General features: G+C 72.1%; 15 protein-coding genes and 1 pseudogene. 9 read left to right on the top strand and 7 right to left on the bottom strand.

What is annotated here, in order from left to right:
- Positions 1–103: 103 nt before the first annotated feature.
- The 6 genes from ACGFIS_RS17755 to ACGFIS_RS17730 form a co-directional block, all read right to left on the bottom strand.
- A complete protein-coding gene (locus ACGFIS_RS17755; protein ID WP_392898866.1) occupies positions 104–1,396 on the bottom strand; it encodes an ABC transporter substrate-binding protein in 1,293 nt (430 codons plus the stop codon).
- 176 nt (positions 1,397–1,572) lie between these two features.
- Entirely contained in the window at positions 1,573–2,619 is a 1,047-nt protein-coding gene (locus ACGFIS_RS17750) for a LacI family DNA-binding transcriptional regulator (RefSeq protein WP_392898863.1), read from the bottom strand.
- 10 nt (positions 2,620–2,629) lie between these two features.
- Complete coding sequence (locus ACGFIS_RS17745) at positions 2,630–4,270, bottom strand: glycoside hydrolase family 13 protein (RefSeq protein WP_392971752.1); 1,641 nt, start codon at positions 4,268–4,270, stop codon at positions 2,630–2,632.
- Positions 4,271–4,332: 62 nt separating this feature from the next.
- Entirely contained in the window at positions 4,333–5,163 is an 831-nt protein-coding gene (locus tag ACGFIS_RS17740) for a carbohydrate ABC transporter permease (protein WP_392898858.1), read from the bottom strand.
- A complete protein-coding gene (locus tag ACGFIS_RS17735; RefSeq protein ID WP_392898854.1) occupies positions 5,160–6,170 on the bottom strand; it encodes a carbohydrate ABC transporter permease in 1,011 nt (336 codons plus the stop codon). Before ACGFIS_RS17735 ends, ACGFIS_RS17740 begins: the two co-directional genes overlap by 4 nt.
- A 5-nt stretch (positions 6,171–6,175) precedes the next feature.
- Complete coding sequence (locus tag ACGFIS_RS17730) at positions 6,176–7,522, bottom strand: ABC transporter substrate-binding protein (RefSeq protein ID WP_392898851.1); 1,347 nt, start codon at positions 7,520–7,522, stop codon at positions 6,176–6,178.
- Positions 7,523–7,730: 208 nt separating this feature from the next.
- Here ACGFIS_RS17730 and ACGFIS_RS17725 point away from each other — a divergent pair, with 208 nt between their 5' ends.
- The 9 genes and pseudogenes from ACGFIS_RS17725 to ACGFIS_RS17685 all read left to right on the top strand — a co-directional run.
- A complete protein-coding gene (locus ACGFIS_RS17725; RefSeq protein WP_392898849.1) occupies positions 7,731–8,432 on the top strand; it encodes a DNA polymerase beta superfamily protein in 702 nt (233 codons plus the stop codon).
- Positions 8,429–9,175: a DNA polymerase beta superfamily protein gene (locus ACGFIS_RS17720; protein WP_392898847.1), complete on the top strand. Its 747-nt coding sequence runs from the start codon at positions 8,429–8,431 to the stop codon at positions 9,173–9,175. Before ACGFIS_RS17725 ends, ACGFIS_RS17720 begins: the two co-directional genes overlap by 4 nt.
- 111 nt (positions 9,176–9,286) lie before the next feature.
- Positions 9,287–9,961 (top strand): GTP cyclohydrolase II, encoded by a 675-nt coding sequence (locus tag ACGFIS_RS17715; RefSeq protein WP_392898845.1) that lies wholly within the window; start codon positions 9,287–9,289, stop codon positions 9,959–9,961.
- Positions 9,958–10,833, top strand: coding sequence for a CDP-alcohol phosphatidyltransferase family protein (locus ACGFIS_RS17710; RefSeq protein WP_392971749.1), 876 nt, complete (start codon positions 9,958–9,960; stop codon positions 10,831–10,833). The genes ACGFIS_RS17715 and ACGFIS_RS17710 overlap by 4 nt, the downstream gene beginning before the upstream one ends.
- Positions 10,790–11,761, top strand: a complete 972-nt coding sequence (locus ACGFIS_RS17705) for a zinc-binding alcohol dehydrogenase (RefSeq protein ID WP_392971746.1) — start codon at positions 10,790–10,792, stop codon at positions 11,759–11,761. The genes ACGFIS_RS17710 and ACGFIS_RS17705 overlap by 44 nt, the downstream gene beginning before the upstream one ends.
- Positions 11,762–11,794: 33 nt before the next feature.
- On the top strand, positions 11,795–12,193 hold the full coding sequence (locus ACGFIS_RS17700; RefSeq protein ID WP_392898838.1) for a 6-pyruvoyl tetrahydropterin synthase family protein: 399 nt from the start codon (positions 11,795–11,797) through the stop codon (positions 12,191–12,193).
- Complete coding sequence (locus ACGFIS_RS17695; protein WP_392971743.1) at positions 12,190–13,263, top strand: glycosyltransferase family 4 protein; 1,074 nt, start codon at positions 12,190–12,192, stop codon at positions 13,261–13,263. The genes ACGFIS_RS17700 and ACGFIS_RS17695 overlap by 4 nt, the downstream gene beginning before the upstream one ends.
- Positions 13,260–14,057: an SAM-dependent methyltransferase gene (locus ACGFIS_RS17690; RefSeq protein WP_392898832.1), complete on the top strand. Its 798-nt coding sequence runs from the start codon at positions 13,260–13,262 to the stop codon at positions 14,055–14,057. The genes ACGFIS_RS17695 and ACGFIS_RS17690 overlap by 4 nt, the downstream gene beginning before the upstream one ends.
- A pseudogene (locus ACGFIS_RS17685) lies at positions 13,982–14,842 on the top strand (lysylphosphatidylglycerol synthase transmembrane domain-containing protein); the annotation flags it as partial. The gene ACGFIS_RS17690 and the pseudogene ACGFIS_RS17685, both read left to right, overlap by 76 nt.
- A gap of 3 nt (positions 14,843–14,845) precedes the next feature.
- On the opposite strand, the gene ACGFIS_RS17680 reads toward ACGFIS_RS17685, so the two are convergent.
- Positions 14,846–15,607, bottom strand: a complete 762-nt coding sequence (locus ACGFIS_RS17680) for a creatininase family protein (RefSeq protein WP_392898830.1) — start codon at positions 15,605–15,607, stop codon at positions 14,846–14,848.
- Positions 15,608–15,637 lie beyond the last annotated feature (30 nt).

The following is a 15,637-nucleotide window of genomic DNA, read 5'->3' as shown; positions in this document are numbered from 1 at the left end:
GTCGTGCGCCTCCTTTCCGAGGACGGGGAGATGGGTACGGCGGCGGCGCCGGCGGGGAGGTATCGGCACGGCGCCGCCGCCGTGGTCTGGAGGTCGCCGGGGGTTACCTGGCGGCCTTCTCAGCCTCCTCGACGGACTTGGTCCAGGCACCGCCGGCGTCCTGCTTGCCCTGGCCCACCGAGACCAGGACGTTCTCGACCGCGGCCCGCACGTCCTCGTTCTTCGGCCCGAGGTGGACCGGCTTCACCGAGGCCACCAGCTCACCGAAGATCTTGCCGACCGGGGCGTTGTTGAAGTACTCGCTCTTCGCGCCCGCGACCGCCGGGTCCTGCGCGGCCTGCGGCGAGGACGGGAAGACGTTCGCCGCCTTGTACGCGCCGACCTGGCCTTCGGGGGAGGTCAGGAACTTGGCCAGCTCCGCGGCCTCCTTGGCGTGCTTGGTCTGCTTGGGCACGGCCAGCCACGAGCCGCCCCAGTAGCCGGAGCCGCCCGGGATGGTCGCGACGTCCCACTTGCCCTTGCCGGCCTCACCGGAGAATTCCTCGATGCCCCCGAGCATCCAGGACGGGCACGGCAGGGTGGCGAACGTGTCGCGCTTGAGCCCGTTCTGCCACGGCGGCGTGAAGATCGACATGTCGGCGGTGAGCTTGTTCTGCTCGAACTTGAGCGACGTGTCGAACGCCTGCTTCACGGCCGGGTTGCTGTCGAAGACCAGGTTGTTCTCCTTGTCGAAGAAGCTGTACCCGGGGCCGCTGCCCGCGTTCTGCAGGACGGTGGCGCGGAAGACGGCGGTGGGGCCGTCCAGCCACTTGCTGTCGGGGACCTTCTCCTGGAACTCCTGCCCCTTGGCGAGGAACGCGTCCCACGTCGGCCAGAGCTTGCCGACCTCCTCGCGCTCGGTGGGGAAGTCGGCCTTCTCGAACAGGTCCTTGCGGTAGCACATGGCGAGCGGGCCGACGTCGGTGCCGAGTCCGACGAGCTGCTTGCCGTCGGGGCTGATGCCCATCTGCCACTTCCACGGCAGGAAGTTCTTCTCCAGCGCCTTGCCGCCGTGGTCGAAGAGGTTGACGAACTTGTCGGGCTGCTGCATGTAGAGCGGCAGGATGCCCTCCTCCAGCATGACGACGTCGCCGGCGCCGCTGCCCGTGGACATCCACTGCTGGATGCGCGGCTTGTACTCGTCGAGGCTGGAGACCTTGCGCAGCTTGACGGTGACGTTGGGGTGCGACTGCTCGTACTGCTTGGCGATCTCTTCGTATCCCGCCTCGCCGAAGACGTCGACGGTGAGCTCGACCGGACCGCCGTCCGAGCCGCCTCCGTCGTCGTCCCCGCCGCAGGCGACGACCAGTCCGCCGACGAGTACCGCCGCCATCGCCGTACTCAGTCCGCGTCGCATGATGGCCCTCATGGCGGACCCCTCTCAGGTTGGTGACTTCCAGTGTGTGGGAGCGCTCCCACGGATGAAAGACCGTGACTGGGCTCACTGTCAATGCGCCGAAACACAACCGTTACAACAAGCTAGCCGAGGCGGGAGGCTGGTCAGGCCCGATCCGACCTTCGGTCAGTACCCGGTCAACCGTCCTTCACGGGTGTCAGCCGGGCCGCCGCCGGGGCCGGCGCCGTCGACCGCCGGACGACGAGTTCCGGCCGGTAGAGCAGCTCCGTACGGGGTGCGCGGGCCCCGCGGATCTCGTCCAGGACGGTGCTCACGGCGGCCATCGACATCTCCCGCACCGACTGCCGGACGGTGGTCAGCGGAGGGTCGAGATAGGCGGTCAGCAGCGAGTCGTCCATGCCGGTCACCGAGACTTCCGCGGGGACTCGCAGACCACGCTGCCGCGCTGCCCGGATCGCGCCGAGTGCCATGATGTCGTTGCCGCCGCAGATCGCCGTGCAGCCCGCGTCGAGCAGCCGGGACGCGGCCGCCTGCCCGCCCTCGACCGTGTACATGGTGTTGACGATCAGCTCGTCCACCTCGTCCGGTGCCAGGTCGGTGTGCGCCGCCATCCCGCGCCGGAAGCCCTCGGTCTTGCGCCGCGTCGGCACGTACACGTCCTGGCCGATCGCCAGCCCGATCCGCCGGTGGCCCATTGCGGCCAGATGCGCGACGATCGCCTCCAGCGACGCCACGTCGTCATTGGAGATGAACGGGGCGTCGATGTCGGGCCGGTACCCGTTCACCAGCACGATCGGCAGCGCCTGCTCCAGCAGCCGCGCGTACCGGGCGCGGTCTGAGTTGGCGTTGGCGTGCAGGCCGTTGACGAAGATGATCCCGGCGACGCCGCGCTCCAGCAGCATCTCGATGTAGTCGTCCTCGGCGACGCCGCCCGGCGCCTGCGAGCACAGCACCGCCATGTACCCGTGCCGGGCCAGTGCGCTCTCGATGACCTCGGCGAACGCCGGGAAGATCGGGTTGGTCAGCTCGGGGATGATCAGCCCGATCAGCCCGGCCCGCCGCTGGCGCAGCCGGGCCGGGCGCTCGTAGCCGAGCACGTCCAGGGCGGTCAGCACCGCCTGGCGCGTGGTCGGGGACACGCCCTGCTTGCCGTTGAGCACGCGGCTCACGGTCGCCTCGCTCACCCCGGCATGTACCGCGATGTCCGCCAGGCGTGTCGTCATGGGTTTCAAATTAGCCTTCCTCCTTGACGTCCCACCACAGTGCGGTGTCCGGGGGCAGCTCTACGTGATCCCCGTCCGCGTGGACCGGTCCGCTCGCGAGGAGCGGGGTCCCGTACGCGGGGATGCGCACGGTACGGCCGCCCATGTTGACGGCACACGCGAGCCGCCCGTCCCCCTCGTCCGCGGTTTCCCGGACGAACAACAGTGTGCCCGCTGGACCCGCCAGCCAGCGCAGCGAGCCGTCGCCCAGAGCCGGATGTTCCCGCCGGATGCGCAGCGCCTCGCGGTAGAGCGACAGGATCGAGCCCGGGTCGGCGTTCTGCGCGGCGACCGTGAGGTCGCGCCACGCGGTGGGGATCGGGAGCCAGGACCCGGCGCCCGCGCCGAACCCGAACGGGGGCTCCTCGCCCTCCCACGGCATCGGGACGCGGCAGCCGTCGCGGCCCGCGCCCTCCCCGCGCAGCCGCTGCGGGTCCTGCTGGAACTCCTCCGGCAGGTCGAGCACCTCCGGCAGCCCGAGTTCCTCGCCCTGGTAGACGTAGGACGAACCGGGCAGCGCGAGCGTCAGCAGCGCCGCCGCGCGGGCACGCCGCAGGCCCCGCTCCCCGTCGCCGTACCGGGTGACGTGCCGTTTCACGTCGTGGTTGGACAGCACCCAGGTCGCGGGCGCGCCGACCGCCCCGGCGGTGCGCAGCGACTCGTCGATCACCTTCCGCATCCCGGACGCCTCCCAGGGCGCGGTCAGGTAGTGGAAGTTGAACGCCTGGTGCAGTTCGTCCGGGCGGGTGTAGGCGGCGAGGCGCTCGGGCGTCGGCGCCCACGCCTCGGCGACGGCGATCCGCTCCCCGTCGTAGGAGTCGAGCAGGCGCCGCCATTCGCGGTGGATGTCGTGGACGGGGTCCTGGTCGAAGTACGGCAGGACGGCCGTGCCGAGCATCTCGACCTGGTCGGTGTGGCCGACGTCCGGGAGCCCCTGCGCCTTGGCCATGCCGTGCGCGACGTCCACGCGGAAGCCGTCGACGCCGAGGTCGAGCCAGAACTTCAGGATGTCCGTGAACTCGGTGTGGACCTCGGGGTTCTCCCAGTTCAGGTCGGGCTGCTCGGGGGCGAACAGGTGCAGGTACCACTGGCCGTCCGGCAGCCGGGTCCAGGCGGGGCCGCCGAACACCGACTCCCAGTCGTTGGGCGGTTCGGCGCCGCCGCGTCCCCGCCCGTCGCGGAAGACGTAGCGGGCGCGCTCGGGGGAGCCGGGGGACGCGGCGAGCGCGGCCTGGAACCAGGCGTGCCGGTCGGAGGTGTGGTTGGGGACGACGTCCACGATGATCCGCAGGCCGCGGGCGTGCGCGTCCGCGATCAGGTCGCGGGCGTCGGCGAGCGTGCCGAACAGCGGGTCGACGTCGCGGTAGTCGGCGACATCGTAGCCGAAGTCGGCCATCGGGGAGACGTAGAACGGGGTCAGCCACAGCGCGTCCACGCCGAGGCCGACCAGGTACGGCAGCCTGGCCCGGACGCCCGGCAGGTCGCCGACGCCGTCGCCGCCCGAGTCGGCGAAGCTGCGCACGTACACCTGGTAGATGACGGCGTCGCGCCACCAGCGGGTGCCGCCCCCTCCGAGGTCTTCGGCGGGGACGATCAGGGTGTCCTGGGTCATGAACATCCTTCGAATCGGGAGCCGTCGGGTGCACTGGGCGCACGTCGGTCGGTCACTTCGGTTCATTTGACTCCGCCGGCGGTGAGGCCGGCGACGATCCGGCGCTGGAAGACCAGCACCACGGCGATCAGCGGGACGGTCACGATCACACCCGCCGCCATCTGGGTGCCGAACGGCTGGTCGAACCCCGAGACGCCGGTGAACTTGGAGATCGCGACCGTGGCGGTCTGCATCTCCTTCTTGTTGACCATGGACAGTGCGATGAGGAACTCGTTCCACGCGGCGATGAAGGTCAGGATCGCCGTGGTGAACACCCCGGGCGCCGCCAGCGGAATGATGATCTTGCGGAAGGCCTGGCCGCGGGTGCAGCCGTCCACCATCGCCGCCTGCTCCAGCTCGAACGGCAGCTGCCGGAAGAACGCCGTGAGCAGCCAGACCGACAGCGGCAGCGCGAACCCGAGGCTCGGCAGCACCATCGCCTGGTAGGTGTTGATCCACTCGATGCCGGTGAAGAGTTTCAGCAAGGGGACCAGCTGCGAGATTCCCGGGAACATCGTGGTCGCGATGATCAGCCCGAGCACCGCGTTCTTGAACCGGAAGTGCAGCCGGGCCAGCGCGTACGCGGTGAACGTGCCGATCAGCAGCGTCAGCACGGTCGTGCTCCCGGCAACGATGACGCTGTTCAGCAGCGCGCGGCCGAATCCGTTGTCGCCGGAGAACACCGCGGAGAAGTTCTCCCACGACCACCGTACCGGGACGATCGTGTTGTCGAACTGGTCCTGCGGACGGCGGAACGCCGAGATCGTCATCCAGTAGAACGGCGCGAGGCAGTAGATCGTGACCAGGGCGAACCCGAGGTAGGACAGCGTCCGGCGGGTGAGGGAGCCGTTCACTTGGCCACCTTCTTCCGCCTGCCGCCGCGCCCGGTGTGCCGGCGCGCCTCGCCGATGATGTCGGCGCCGAGCAGCTTCACGAACAGGTACGCGATCAGCGCGATGTACAGGAACAGGACGGTCGCGTAGGCGGCCGCCGACCCGTACCGCAGGTTGGACGCCTCGAACCAGGCGATCATCGTGAGGGTCTCCACGGACCTCTGGTTGACGCCGATCAGGACGGCGGGCAGGTCGAACATCCGCAGCACGTCCAGCATGCGGAACAGGACGGCCACCAGCAGCGCGGGCTTGACCAGCGGCAGCGTGATCCGCCAGAACTGCTGGACCGGGCCGGCGCCGTCCACCCGCGCCGCCTCGTAGACGTCGCGGGGGATCATCTGCAGGCCGGCGAGGACGAGCAGCCCGATGAACGGGGAGGTCTTCCACACCTCGGCGATGACGACGGCCATCTTGGCGGGGAACCCGTCGGCGGTCCACAGGATCTGCTCGCGCAGCACCGCGTTCGCGGCGCCGTCCGCCTGGAAGATCCACCGCCACAGCAGGCCGGAGATCGCGGTCGGGATCGCCCACGGGACGAGGATGCCGGCGCGCACGATCGCCCGTCCGCGGAACGCCTGATGCATGATCAGCGCCATGGCGACGCCGATCACGGTCTCCAGAGTCACGGTGGTGATCGTGAAGAACGTGGTGTTGCCGAAGGCGTTCCAGAACGCTTCGGCCTGGTCGCCCTGGAAGATGGCGGTGTAGTTGCCGAGGCCGGCGAACCGGTCGCCCTCCACGACGAACCCCTGGGCGTCCAGGCCCTCGCCCCGCGCGTACAGCGACTCGCGGAAACCGGCGAGGACCGGGTAGCCGATGACGAGCGCGAGGACGAGCAGCGTCGGGGACAGCAGCAGCGCCGCGAGCCGCTTCGTCCCCTGCACGTCGCTCCTGGCCCGGGGCCCGCGTCGCGCGTCCGCCGCGGGGGTGCCCGCGGCGGACGGCCTCTCGTCGTGCGTCGCGGTCATGCCGCTCACTGCGCCGTCAGCGGCTGAAGCTTGGCCTGCAGGTCGGAGAGGGCCTGCTCGACGGGCTTCTTGCCGGTGACGGCGTCGTACATCTCACCCTGGATCGCGGCGGTGACGTCGCCGTACTTGACCGCGACGGGACGCGGCCTGGCGCTCGTGATGGCCTGCTTCAGGACCGGCAGGTACGGGAACTTCTTCACCATCTCCGGGTCGTCGTACAGCGCGGTGATGGTCGGCGCCTGCGAGGTCGCGAGCAGGTTGGCGCGCTGCGCGGCCGCACTGGTCAGGTACCGGATGAAGTCGAGCGAGGTCGCCTTGTTCTCGGCGAACGCGGAGATCGCGAGGTTGTGCCCGCCGAGGTTGGCGACGCCGGGGCCGTCCGGCCCGGGCAGCGGCGCGACGGCGAACTCGCCCGCCACCTCCGAGGAGCCGTCCTCGGAGTCGGCAAGCGCGTACTGGTAGGGCCACTGCCGCTGGAACAGCAGCTTGCCGGACTGGAAGTGGCGGCGCCCGCCTTCGGTGTCGAGCGTGACGGCCTCGTCCGGCATCCGGGTCTTCTTGGCGTTCACCAGGAACTCGACGCCCTGCTCGGCCTGCGGCGTGTTCAGCGCGGGCTTGCCGTCCTCGCCGATGATCGAGCCGCCGGCGGCCGCGATCGCCTCGACCGCGCTGATCGTCATGCTCTCGGTCTTGTTGACCTCGGTGAAGTAGCAGTCGACGTCCTCGCCCTCGGGCAGCTTCCGCACCTTGTCGCAGGCGTCCCACATCTCGTCGTAGGTCTTGGGCGGCGCCGGGACCCCGGCCTTGTCGAGGAGGTCCTTGCGGTAGTAGAGCATCCCGGCGTCGGACGTGGACGGCACCGCGTAGAGCCGGCCCCGGTACTGCCCGGTCTTGATCGTCGCGGGCAGCATCGCCGACAGTTCGATCTTGTCGTTCTCCGTCCGGGGGGACGACCCCCCAGACCCCCCGGACGAAGGCGCCATAGGCAGTTCGGTGAGCCAGCGGTTGGCGGCGAACTCGGCGGTCCACACGACGTCGAGGTTCAGCACCGAGTAGGCGTCCGACTTCGTCGTGGCGTTCTGGATCATCTGCCGGCGCTGGTCGTTCGGCTCGTCCGGCAGTTCGATGACGCGGACCCGCTCCTCGGGGTGGCCGGCGTTCCAGCCGTCCACCTGCTTCTGCAGGTTGCCGGACCGGTCCTTGCCGGTCACGAAGGTGATCGGCCCGCGGCCCTGCAGGCTCTCCGCGCTGGTGCCGCCCTGCGGGCCGCCGCCGTCATCGCCGCCGCAGGCGGTGAGCGAGAGTGCCAGGGCCGCGCAGACGATGCCGGCGATCGGGGGGATGCGCCGCATGGTGTCCTCCTTCGCGGGACGCGTCTTCGGGGAACGCCGTCCCGCCGCTCCGGGATTGGGGTGGCTGGAGCGGGACGTTAGCAACGCGTTTCAGTCTCGTAAACACCTTGCAGAAACTTTCAGCAAGTCCGTGGCCAATCTGTAACTCTTTACAGGGCTCGTGGCAAACCCGGTCGACACGCCGCGACGCCTGCGCCAGGCTGCCCCCGTGGACGACCCCGTGAACGGCAGCGCACTCGACCTCGTCCGCGACCACACGATCCTGTCGGTCGTGACCGGGTCGCGGGCCTACGGGCTGGCGACCGGTGAAAGCGACGTCGACCGGCGCGGCGTCTACGCGGCGCCGGCCCCGCTGTTCTGGGGTTTCACGAAACCGCCCACCCATCTGGACGGCCCGCTGCCCGAGCAGTTCTCCTGGGAGCTGGAGCGGTTCTGCGAGCTGGCCCTGGCCGCCAACCCGACCGTCCTGGAGTGCCTGTGGTCGCCGCTCGTGGAGAAGGTCACCCCGGTCGGCGAGGAGCTTCTCGCCGTCCGGCCCGCCTTCCTGTCCCGGCACGCGCACCGCACGTTCCTCCGCTACGCCGAGGCGCAGTTCCGCAAACTCGAAGGCGACTTGCGCAACGGCGGCGTGCCGCGCTGGAAGCACGTCATGCACATGCTGCGGCTGCTCGTCAGCGGCCTGCACCTCGTCCGGCACGGCGAACCGCGCGTGGACGTCGAGGACCTGCGCGACCGGCTCCTCGCCGTCCGCCGCGGCGAGGTCGGCTGGGACGAGATCCAGACCTGGCGCGCCACCCTCACCGCCGACCTGGACAGTGCCCTGGACGGCAGCCCGCTGCCCGCCGAACCCGACCGCGCGAAGGTCGAGGCACTGCTGATCTCCGTACGACGCAGGAGCGTGGACTGGTGAACCTCCCCGAAGGCCTGCTCGATCGCCTCGAGGCCGACCACCCCCACCCCCGCGCGTTCGTCACGGTCAGCGGTGCCCACCTGTACGGCTTCCCGTCGAGGGACTCCGACGTCGACCTGCGCGGCGTGCACCTGCTGCCGCTCGAAGAGATCGTCGGCCTGGAGACGGGAGATCAGACCGTCACGCTGATGTGGGACCACGCGGGAGTGGAGGCCGACGTCGTCACCCACGACCTGGCCAAGTTCTGCACACTCCTCCTGCGGCGCAACGGGTACGTCCTGGAACAGGTCATGTCGCCGCTCGTCGTCACCACGTCGCCGGTGCACGAAGAGCTCAGGGAACTCGTCCCGGGACTGCTCACCTCCAACCACGCGCACCACTACCTGGGGTTCGCGCGGTCCCAGCGGAAGGCGTTCGAGGAGACGAACGAGCTGAAGCCGCTGCTCTACACGTTCCGGGTCCTGCTGACGGGCATCCACCTGATGCGGGCGGGCGAGATCGAGGCCGACCTGACGCGCCTCACCGGCGACGGGCCCTCCTACCTGACCGACCTGATCGAGGCGAAGCGCGCCGCCGAACACGGCGCCGTGCCCGGGGACGCGCCCGCCGCCTCCCGCCTCAAGGCCGACCTGGACGCGCTCACCGCCCGCCTCGCAGAGGAACGAGACCGCAGTGACCTCCCGGAACATGCCCAGAACTTCCCTGCCGTGCACGATCTCGTGGTCCGCACGCGCCTAAGCTGAACCTTGCGGTGCCTCCCCTCCGTGCCACTGGGATATACGGACTGTTCAACGCAACCACCTGGTGTGTCCGCCACGTACCACGGGTGATTGCGGAGCCGAGGAAGGGGAGCGATGCGGGACCAGGGCATCGACGAAAAGGACATCGCGGAGGCGGATCTCAGGACCCGGCGGGGCGTGTTCCGCGCCGTCGCGTTCCGGGACCCGGTCGACGGGCACGAGCACATGGCGCTCGTCCGGGGCGACATCCGGGGCCGGGAGAACGTGCTCGTGCGGACGCACTCCGAGTGCATGACCGGCGACATCTTCGCCGCCACGCGCTGCGAGTGCGGGGACCAGCTCGGCGCGGCGCTGGACGCGATCGTCCGCGAAGGCGCCGGTGCCCTGGTGTACCTGCGCGGGCACGAGGGACGCGGCATCGGGCTGGTGGCGAAGGTCCGCACCCACATCCTGCAGGACGACCAGGGCCTCGACACCGTGGACTCCGCCACGGCCATCGGGCTGCCGGTGGACGTCCGCGACTACGGGCCGGCGGCGCGCGTCCTGCGGTATCTCGGGGTCCGGTCGGTGCGGCTGCTGTCGAACAACCCGGTCAAGGTGAGCGCGCTGGAGTCCTACGGCGTCGCCGTCGCGGCGCGCGTGCCGCTCCTCGTCCCGGTCAGCGACGACAACGTCCGCTACCTCACCGCCAAACGCGACCGCCTCGGCCACGACCTCCCGCAGCTGGACGTCCCCGGGCTGGACCACGGAGCTCTCGGTGAGGCACCGGTCAGCGAGGTCCACGGATGACGCGGCCGATGACGGCCGCGCGGCCGATGAGGACGGCGCCGGCGGGCATCCTGTACACCGCCGGAACGCCGCGCGGGAGGCGGCTGGCGCCGACCCGGGGCGTCGAACTGGCGGCCGCGGTGGGCGTGCAGTTCGCGCTGCTGGCGCTGCTGCGGCCCGGCCTCGCGGGCGTGGCGGCGGGCGCCGTGTACGCGCTGGTGTCGTGGGGCGTTCTCAGCGCGGCGTTCCACCGGCGGCGGACGCTGGGGCCCGCCGATCACGTCACGCTGGGGCGCGTCGTTCTCACGGGCGGTGTCACGGCCCTGGTGGCGGCGCAGCTGATGGGCGCCGGACACACGTGGGCGCTGGTCGCGATCGCGTCGGTGGCGCTCGTCCTGGACGGGGTGGACGGGCAGGTCGCCCGGCGCACCGGGACGGCCTCGAAGCTCGGAGCCCGGTTCGACATGGAGGTCGACGCCTTCCTCGTGCTGGTGCTGAGCGTGCAGGTCGCGTGGTCCGCCGGGGCGTGGGTGCTGGCGATCGGGGCCATGCGGTACGTGTTCGGCGCGGCCGCGTGGGCGGCGCCGTGGCTGCGCGCGGACCTGCGGCCGAGCATCGCCCGCAAGGGCGTCGCGGTGGTGCAGGGCGTGGCGCTGACGGTCGCCGCGGCGGGCGTCGTCCCGTACGCGGGGACGCTCGTGGCGGCGGCGCTCGCGCTGCTGGTGTGGTCGTTCGGACGGGACGTCGCGTGGCTGTTCACGCGGCGGCACGCGGGCCGGCCGGGGGACGGGCGGAGCCGGGGCGGCCGGAACGATCGGGGAAGTCGGGGGAGCCGGGGGAGGAGCACGGATGGAGCGCGAAGCCCGCGCCTTCTGGATCCGGTCGCCCGGTAACGGGGAGATCCGCGACGTCGTCCTGCCGGAGCCGGGGCCGGGTGAGGTGGTGGTCCGGTCGGTCTGCTCGGGGGTGAGCCGGGGGACGGAGTCGATCGTCTTCCGCGGCGGCGTCCCCCCGAACCAGCACGCGATCATGCGGGCGCCGTTCCAGGACGGGACGTTCCCGGGCCCGGTCAAGTACGGGTACCTGAACGTCGGCGTGGTCGAGCACGGCCCGCCGGAGCTGGCCGGCCGGCACGTGTTCTGCCTCTACCCGCACCAGACGCGGTACGTCGTCCCGGCGGGCGCGGTCAGCCCGATCCCGGACGGGGTGCCGCCGGAGCGGGCCGTCCTGGCCGGGACGGTGGAGACCGCCGTGAACGCGCTGTGGGACGCGGCGCCGCTCGTCGGCGACCGCATCGCCGTGGTCGGCGCCGGGATGGTCGGCTGCTCGGTCGCGGGGGTCCTCGCGGGGCTCCCGGGCGGCGACGTCCAGCTGGTCGACACCGACCCGTCCCGCGCCGCCGTCGCGCGGGCGCTCGGCGTCCGGTTCGTCCTCCCCGAGGAGGCCGAGGGCGGCTGCGACCTGGTGGTCCACGCCAGCGCCACCGACGCGGGGCTGGCCCGGTCGCTGGAACTGCTCGCGCCGGAGGGGCAGGTCGTGGAGCTGAGCTGGTACGGCGACCGGCGGGTCAGCGTCCCGCTGGGCGAGTTCTTCCACTCGCGGCGGCTGACCGTCCGGGGCAGCCAGGTCGGGGCGGTGCCGCCGGCCCGCCGGGCGCGGCGGAGCTTCGCCGACCGGCTGGCGCTGGCGCTGCGGCTGCTCGCGAACCCGGGCTTCGACGCGCTGATCACCGGCGAGAGCGCCTTCGGCGACCTGCCGCGCGTCATGCCCCGCCTGGCGAGCGGTGAACTTCCGGCCCTCTGCCACCGAATCACCTACTGAGTCCTTTCGAACCCGACCATCTGGAGGACGACCTTGTTCGGCATCACCGTCCGCGACCATGTCATGATCGCCCACAGTTTCCGCGGCGAGGTGTTCGGCCCGGCGCAGCGGCTGCACGGCGCGACGTACGTGGTGGACGCGACGTTCCGCCGGGCCGATCTCGACCCCGACGGCCTCGTCGTCGACATCGGGCTCGCCACCCGCGAGCTCGCCGGGGTCCTGGGCGGGCTGAACTACCGCAACCTGGACGACGAGCCGGACTTCGCGGGCGTCAACACCTCGACGGAGTTCCTCGCCAAGGTCATCGCCGACCGGCTCGCCGAACGGGTCCACGCGGGCGCGCTCGGCGAGAACGCGCGCGGCCTGTCCGGCGTCAAGGTGGCGCTGCACGAGTCGCACGTCGCGTGGGCCGAGTACGAGCGTGCGCTGTGAGCGGTCACGAGATCTGCTTCGTCGTCCCGGGCGACATCGGCGACGCCGACGCGCCGAGCGGCGGCAACCACTACGACCGGCGGCTGTGCGACGGGCTGACCGCGGCGGGGCGCACCGTCCGGGAGATGCCGGCGCCCGGGGCGTGGCCGCGTCCCGACGCCGCGGCCCGGACGGGTCTGGCGCGGTCGCTCGCCGCGCTGCCGGACGGCGCCGTCGTCCTGCTGGACGGACTGGTGGCGTGCGGCGTCCCCGAGATCATCGTCCCGGAGGCGGGCCGGTTGAAGCTCGCCGTCCTCGTCCACCTCCCGCTGGCGGACGAACCCGGGCAGGACGACCTGAACGCGGGCGAACGCAAGGTGCTGGAGGCGGCCGGTGCCGTCGTGGCGACCAGCCCGTGGGCCAAGGAGCACCTGATCGCCCACCACGGCCTCGTGCCGTCCCGCGTCCACGCCGTCACCCCGGGGACCGACCCCGCGTCGCTCGCGACCGGGACCGACGGGGCGACCCGCCTGCTGTGCGTGGCGTCGGTGACGCCGCGCAAGGGCCACGACGTCCTCGTCGAGGCCCTCGCCGCCCTCGCGCACCTGCCGTGGAACTGCGAGTTCGTCGGCCCGCTGCGCCGCGACGCCGAGTACGTGACGCGCCTGCACCGCCTGATCGCCCGGCACCGCCTCGGCGACCGCGTCCATCTGGAGGGGCCGCTGACGGGCAAGCGGCTCGACGACGCCTACGACGGCGCCGACCTCCTCGTCCTCGCGTCCCGCGCCGAGACGTACGGGATGGTCGTGACCGAGGCCCTCGCGCGCGGCATCCCGGTCGTCGCGACGAGGGTGGACGGCGTCCCCGACACGCTCGGCTGGGACCCCGCGGGCGCCGTCCCGGGGCTCCTCGTCCCGCCGGACGATCCCCCGGCGCTGGCCGCGGCGCTGCGCAGCTGGCTGGTGGAGCCCGAGCTGCGGGAGCGGCTGCGCGCCGCCGCCCGGCAGCGCCGCGGCATGCTGCCCGGCTGGGACGACACCGCCCGCCGCATGGCCACCGTCCTGTCCCGCCTGCGCAGGGAGACCCGATGAGTTTCGATCCCGCCTGGCTGGCGCTGCGGGAGGGGGCCGACGCCGCCGCCCGCGCCTCCGAACTGCTCGACCCGCTCCGGGACGCGCTCCCGCCGGGTGAGCCGCTGGTCATCTGGGACCTCGGCTGCGGCACCGGCTCCCTGGGACGCTGGCTGTCGGGCCGGCTGCGCGGACCGCAGCACTGGATCCTGCACGACCACGACCCCGGACTGCTCGACCGGGCCCGCGACAACGTCTACGTCACCGCGGACGGGCTGCCCGCGACGATCGAGACCCGCAAGGGCGGCCTCGAATCGCTGCGCGCGTCCGACCTCGCCGGCGCGTCGCTCGTCACCGCGTCCGCGCTGCTGGACGTGCTGACCGCCGCCGAGGTCGAGGCCGTCGCCGCCGCGGCGGCCTGCCCGGTGCTGCTGACCCTGTCGGTCGTCGGGCGGGTCAGGCTGTCCCCGCCGAACCCGCTGGACGCCGAGATCGCCGCCGCGTTCGACGCCCACCAGCGCCGCGACGGCCTCCTCGGGCCGGACGCCGTCACCGCCGCGACCGCGGCGTTCGGGCGGCGCGGCGCCTCGGTCCGGACGCGGCCGAGCCCGTGGCGGCTCGGCCCCGACCAGGCCGCGCTGACCGCCGAGTGGCTGCGCGGCTGGGTCGCCGCCGCCATCGAACAACGTCCCGGCCTGGGCCGGGCCGCCGGCGGCTACCTGCGCCGGCGGCTCGCCGAATGCGCCGCCGGCGGGCTGACCGCCGAGATCCACCATGTCGACCTGCTCGCTCTCCCCGGGGGTTCCGTCCGATGAGGTTCTGGGTGACCAAGCTCTGGCCGTGGCTGCGCCTGCTCACCGGGCTGGGCATCCTCGCCGCGCTCCTGTGGTGGCACAGCTCGGACGCGTTCGTGGACGCGTTCCAGGCCATCGACGCCCGGTCCGTCGTCATCGCCCTCGCCATCGGGCTGGCGACGACCGTGCTCAGCTCGGCCCGGTGGTGCCTGGTCGCCCGGCGTCTCGGCCTGCGGCTGCCCATGGCGGAAGCCGTCTCGGACTACTACAAGGCCCAGTTCCTCAACGCCGTCCTGCCGGCGGGGGTCGTCGGCGACGTCCACCGGGCGGTCAGCCATGGCCACCGGTCCGGTGACGTCGGCCGCGGGGTGAGGGCCGTGTTCCTCGAACGGGTGACGGGCCAGATCGTCCCGGTCGTCGTGGGCGTCGCCGTCCTGTTCACCCAGCCGGCCGTGCTGTCGGCCATGGCGCCGGTCATGACCCCGGCCCTTGTCGCGATCGCGGTCGTCCTGAGCGGGCTCCTCGTGCTGGCCCGCTGGCGTCACCGGGCCCTTGCGGCCATGTTCGCCGACGCGCGCGCCGTCCTCGACATCTGGCCCGGCGTCGCGGTCCTGTCCGTCGCGGCCCTGGCCGGGCATCTGACCCTGTTCGTGGTCGCCGCCCGCCTCGTCGGCGCGACGGCGCCTCTCGTCACCCTCGTGCCGCTGCTCCTGCTGGCGCTGCTGGTGATGGTGCTGCCGGTGAACGTCGGCGGATGGGGTCCCCGCGAGGCCGTCCTCGCCGTCGCGTTCGGTGCCGCGGGCCTCGGGTCAGCGCAGGGCCTGACCGTCTCCGTCGTGTACGGGGTGCTCACGTTCGTCGCGTGCCTGCCCGGCGCCGCGACCCTGCTGCTGAAGCGCCGCGAGGCAGTCCCCGAAAGCCGCGACCAGGTTCCGCAGAGCGTCCCGGCCCTTGCGGGCGTCGGCCAGTGACGGCCGCCCGATGACGCCGGACGCGGTGTAGGGGGCCATCCCGGCCGTCAGGAGGTGCCGCCGGTCATCGGCCAGGTGATCGGCGGCGGCGTATCCGTCCCGCACGAGTTCCGGGTGGGCGTGCAGCAGGATCGACGTCTCCAGTTCCCCGGCGTGCATGTCGCCGTCGTTCGACGTCTCGATGCCCGCCGCCGTCCGCGCGTCGGCCCACTCGTCCGGGCCGGGGAACAGCGCCATGTCGCCGTGCGCCTCCTGGACGACGTTGCCCAGCACGTAGTTGCCGCCGTGCCCGTTCACCAGCACCAGCTTCGGCACCCCGGACCTGCGCAGCGACTCGGCGACGTCCCGTACCACCGCGTGCAGGGTGGCCGCCGAGATGCTCACCGTCCCCGGCCAGGCGGCGTGCTCGTGCGAGCACGAGATCGTCACGGGCGGGAGCGTCCGCACCGGGTGGGCCTTCGCGATCTCCCGCGCGACCGTGCAGGCGATCACCGTGTCCGTCGCGAGCGGCAGGAACGGGCCGTGCTGCTCGTGGCTCCCGATCGGCAGGACCGCTACGGGGACGTCCGGTTCCTCGGAACTCGTGTGCATCGGCAACATGCCCACAACTGTGCCGCACCCGCCCGGAGA

The sequence above is a fragment of the Spirillospora sp. NPDC048824 genome (genome assembly GCF_043198455.1).
GTDB lineage: Bacteria > Actinomycetota > Actinomycetes > Streptosporangiales > Streptosporangiaceae > Spirillospora.
The sequence above is the reverse complement of the archived record's forward strand: the minus strand, read 5'-3'. Positions and strand labels throughout refer to the sequence as shown.

What these genes read in the sequence shown, in the direction of transcription:
- ACGFIS_RS17755 (WP_392898866.1), bottom strand. Translation starts at nt 1,396, where the DNA reads ATGCGACGCGGACTGAGTACGGCGATGGCGGCGGTACTCGTCGGCGGA.
- ACGFIS_RS17750 (WP_392898863.1), bottom strand. Translation starts at nt 2,619, where the DNA reads ATGACGACACGCCTGGCGGACATCGCGGTACATGCCGGGGTGAGCGAG.
- ACGFIS_RS17745 (WP_392971752.1), bottom strand. Translation starts at nt 4,270, where the DNA reads ATGACCCAGGACACCCTGATCGTCCCCGCCGAAGACCTCGGAGGGGGC.
- ACGFIS_RS17735 (WP_392898854.1), bottom strand. Translation starts at nt 6,170, where the DNA reads ATGACCGCGACGCACGACGAGAGGCCGTCCGCCGCGGGCACCCCCGCG.
- ACGFIS_RS17730 (WP_392898851.1), bottom strand. Translation starts at nt 7,522, where the DNA reads ATGCGGCGCATCCCCCCGATCGCCGGCATCGTCTGCGCGGCCCTGGCA.
- ACGFIS_RS17715 (WP_392898845.1), top strand. Translation starts at nt 9,287, where the DNA reads ATGCGGGACCAGGGCATCGACGAAAAGGACATCGCGGAGGCGGATCTC.
- ACGFIS_RS17710 (WP_392971749.1), top strand. Translation starts at nt 9,958, where the DNA reads ATGACGCGGCCGATGACGGCCGCGCGGCCGATGAGGACGGCGCCGGCG.
- ACGFIS_RS17705 (WP_392971746.1), top strand. Translation starts at nt 10,790, where the DNA reads ATGGAGCGCGAAGCCCGCGCCTTCTGGATCCGGTCGCCCGGTAACGGG.
- ACGFIS_RS17690 (WP_392898832.1), top strand. Translation starts at nt 13,260, where the DNA reads ATGAGTTTCGATCCCGCCTGGCTGGCGCTGCGGGAGGGGGCCGACGCC.
- ACGFIS_RS17680 (WP_392898830.1), bottom strand. Translation starts at nt 15,607, where the DNA reads ATGTTGCCGATGCACACGAGTTCCGAGGAACCGGACGTCCCCGTAGCG.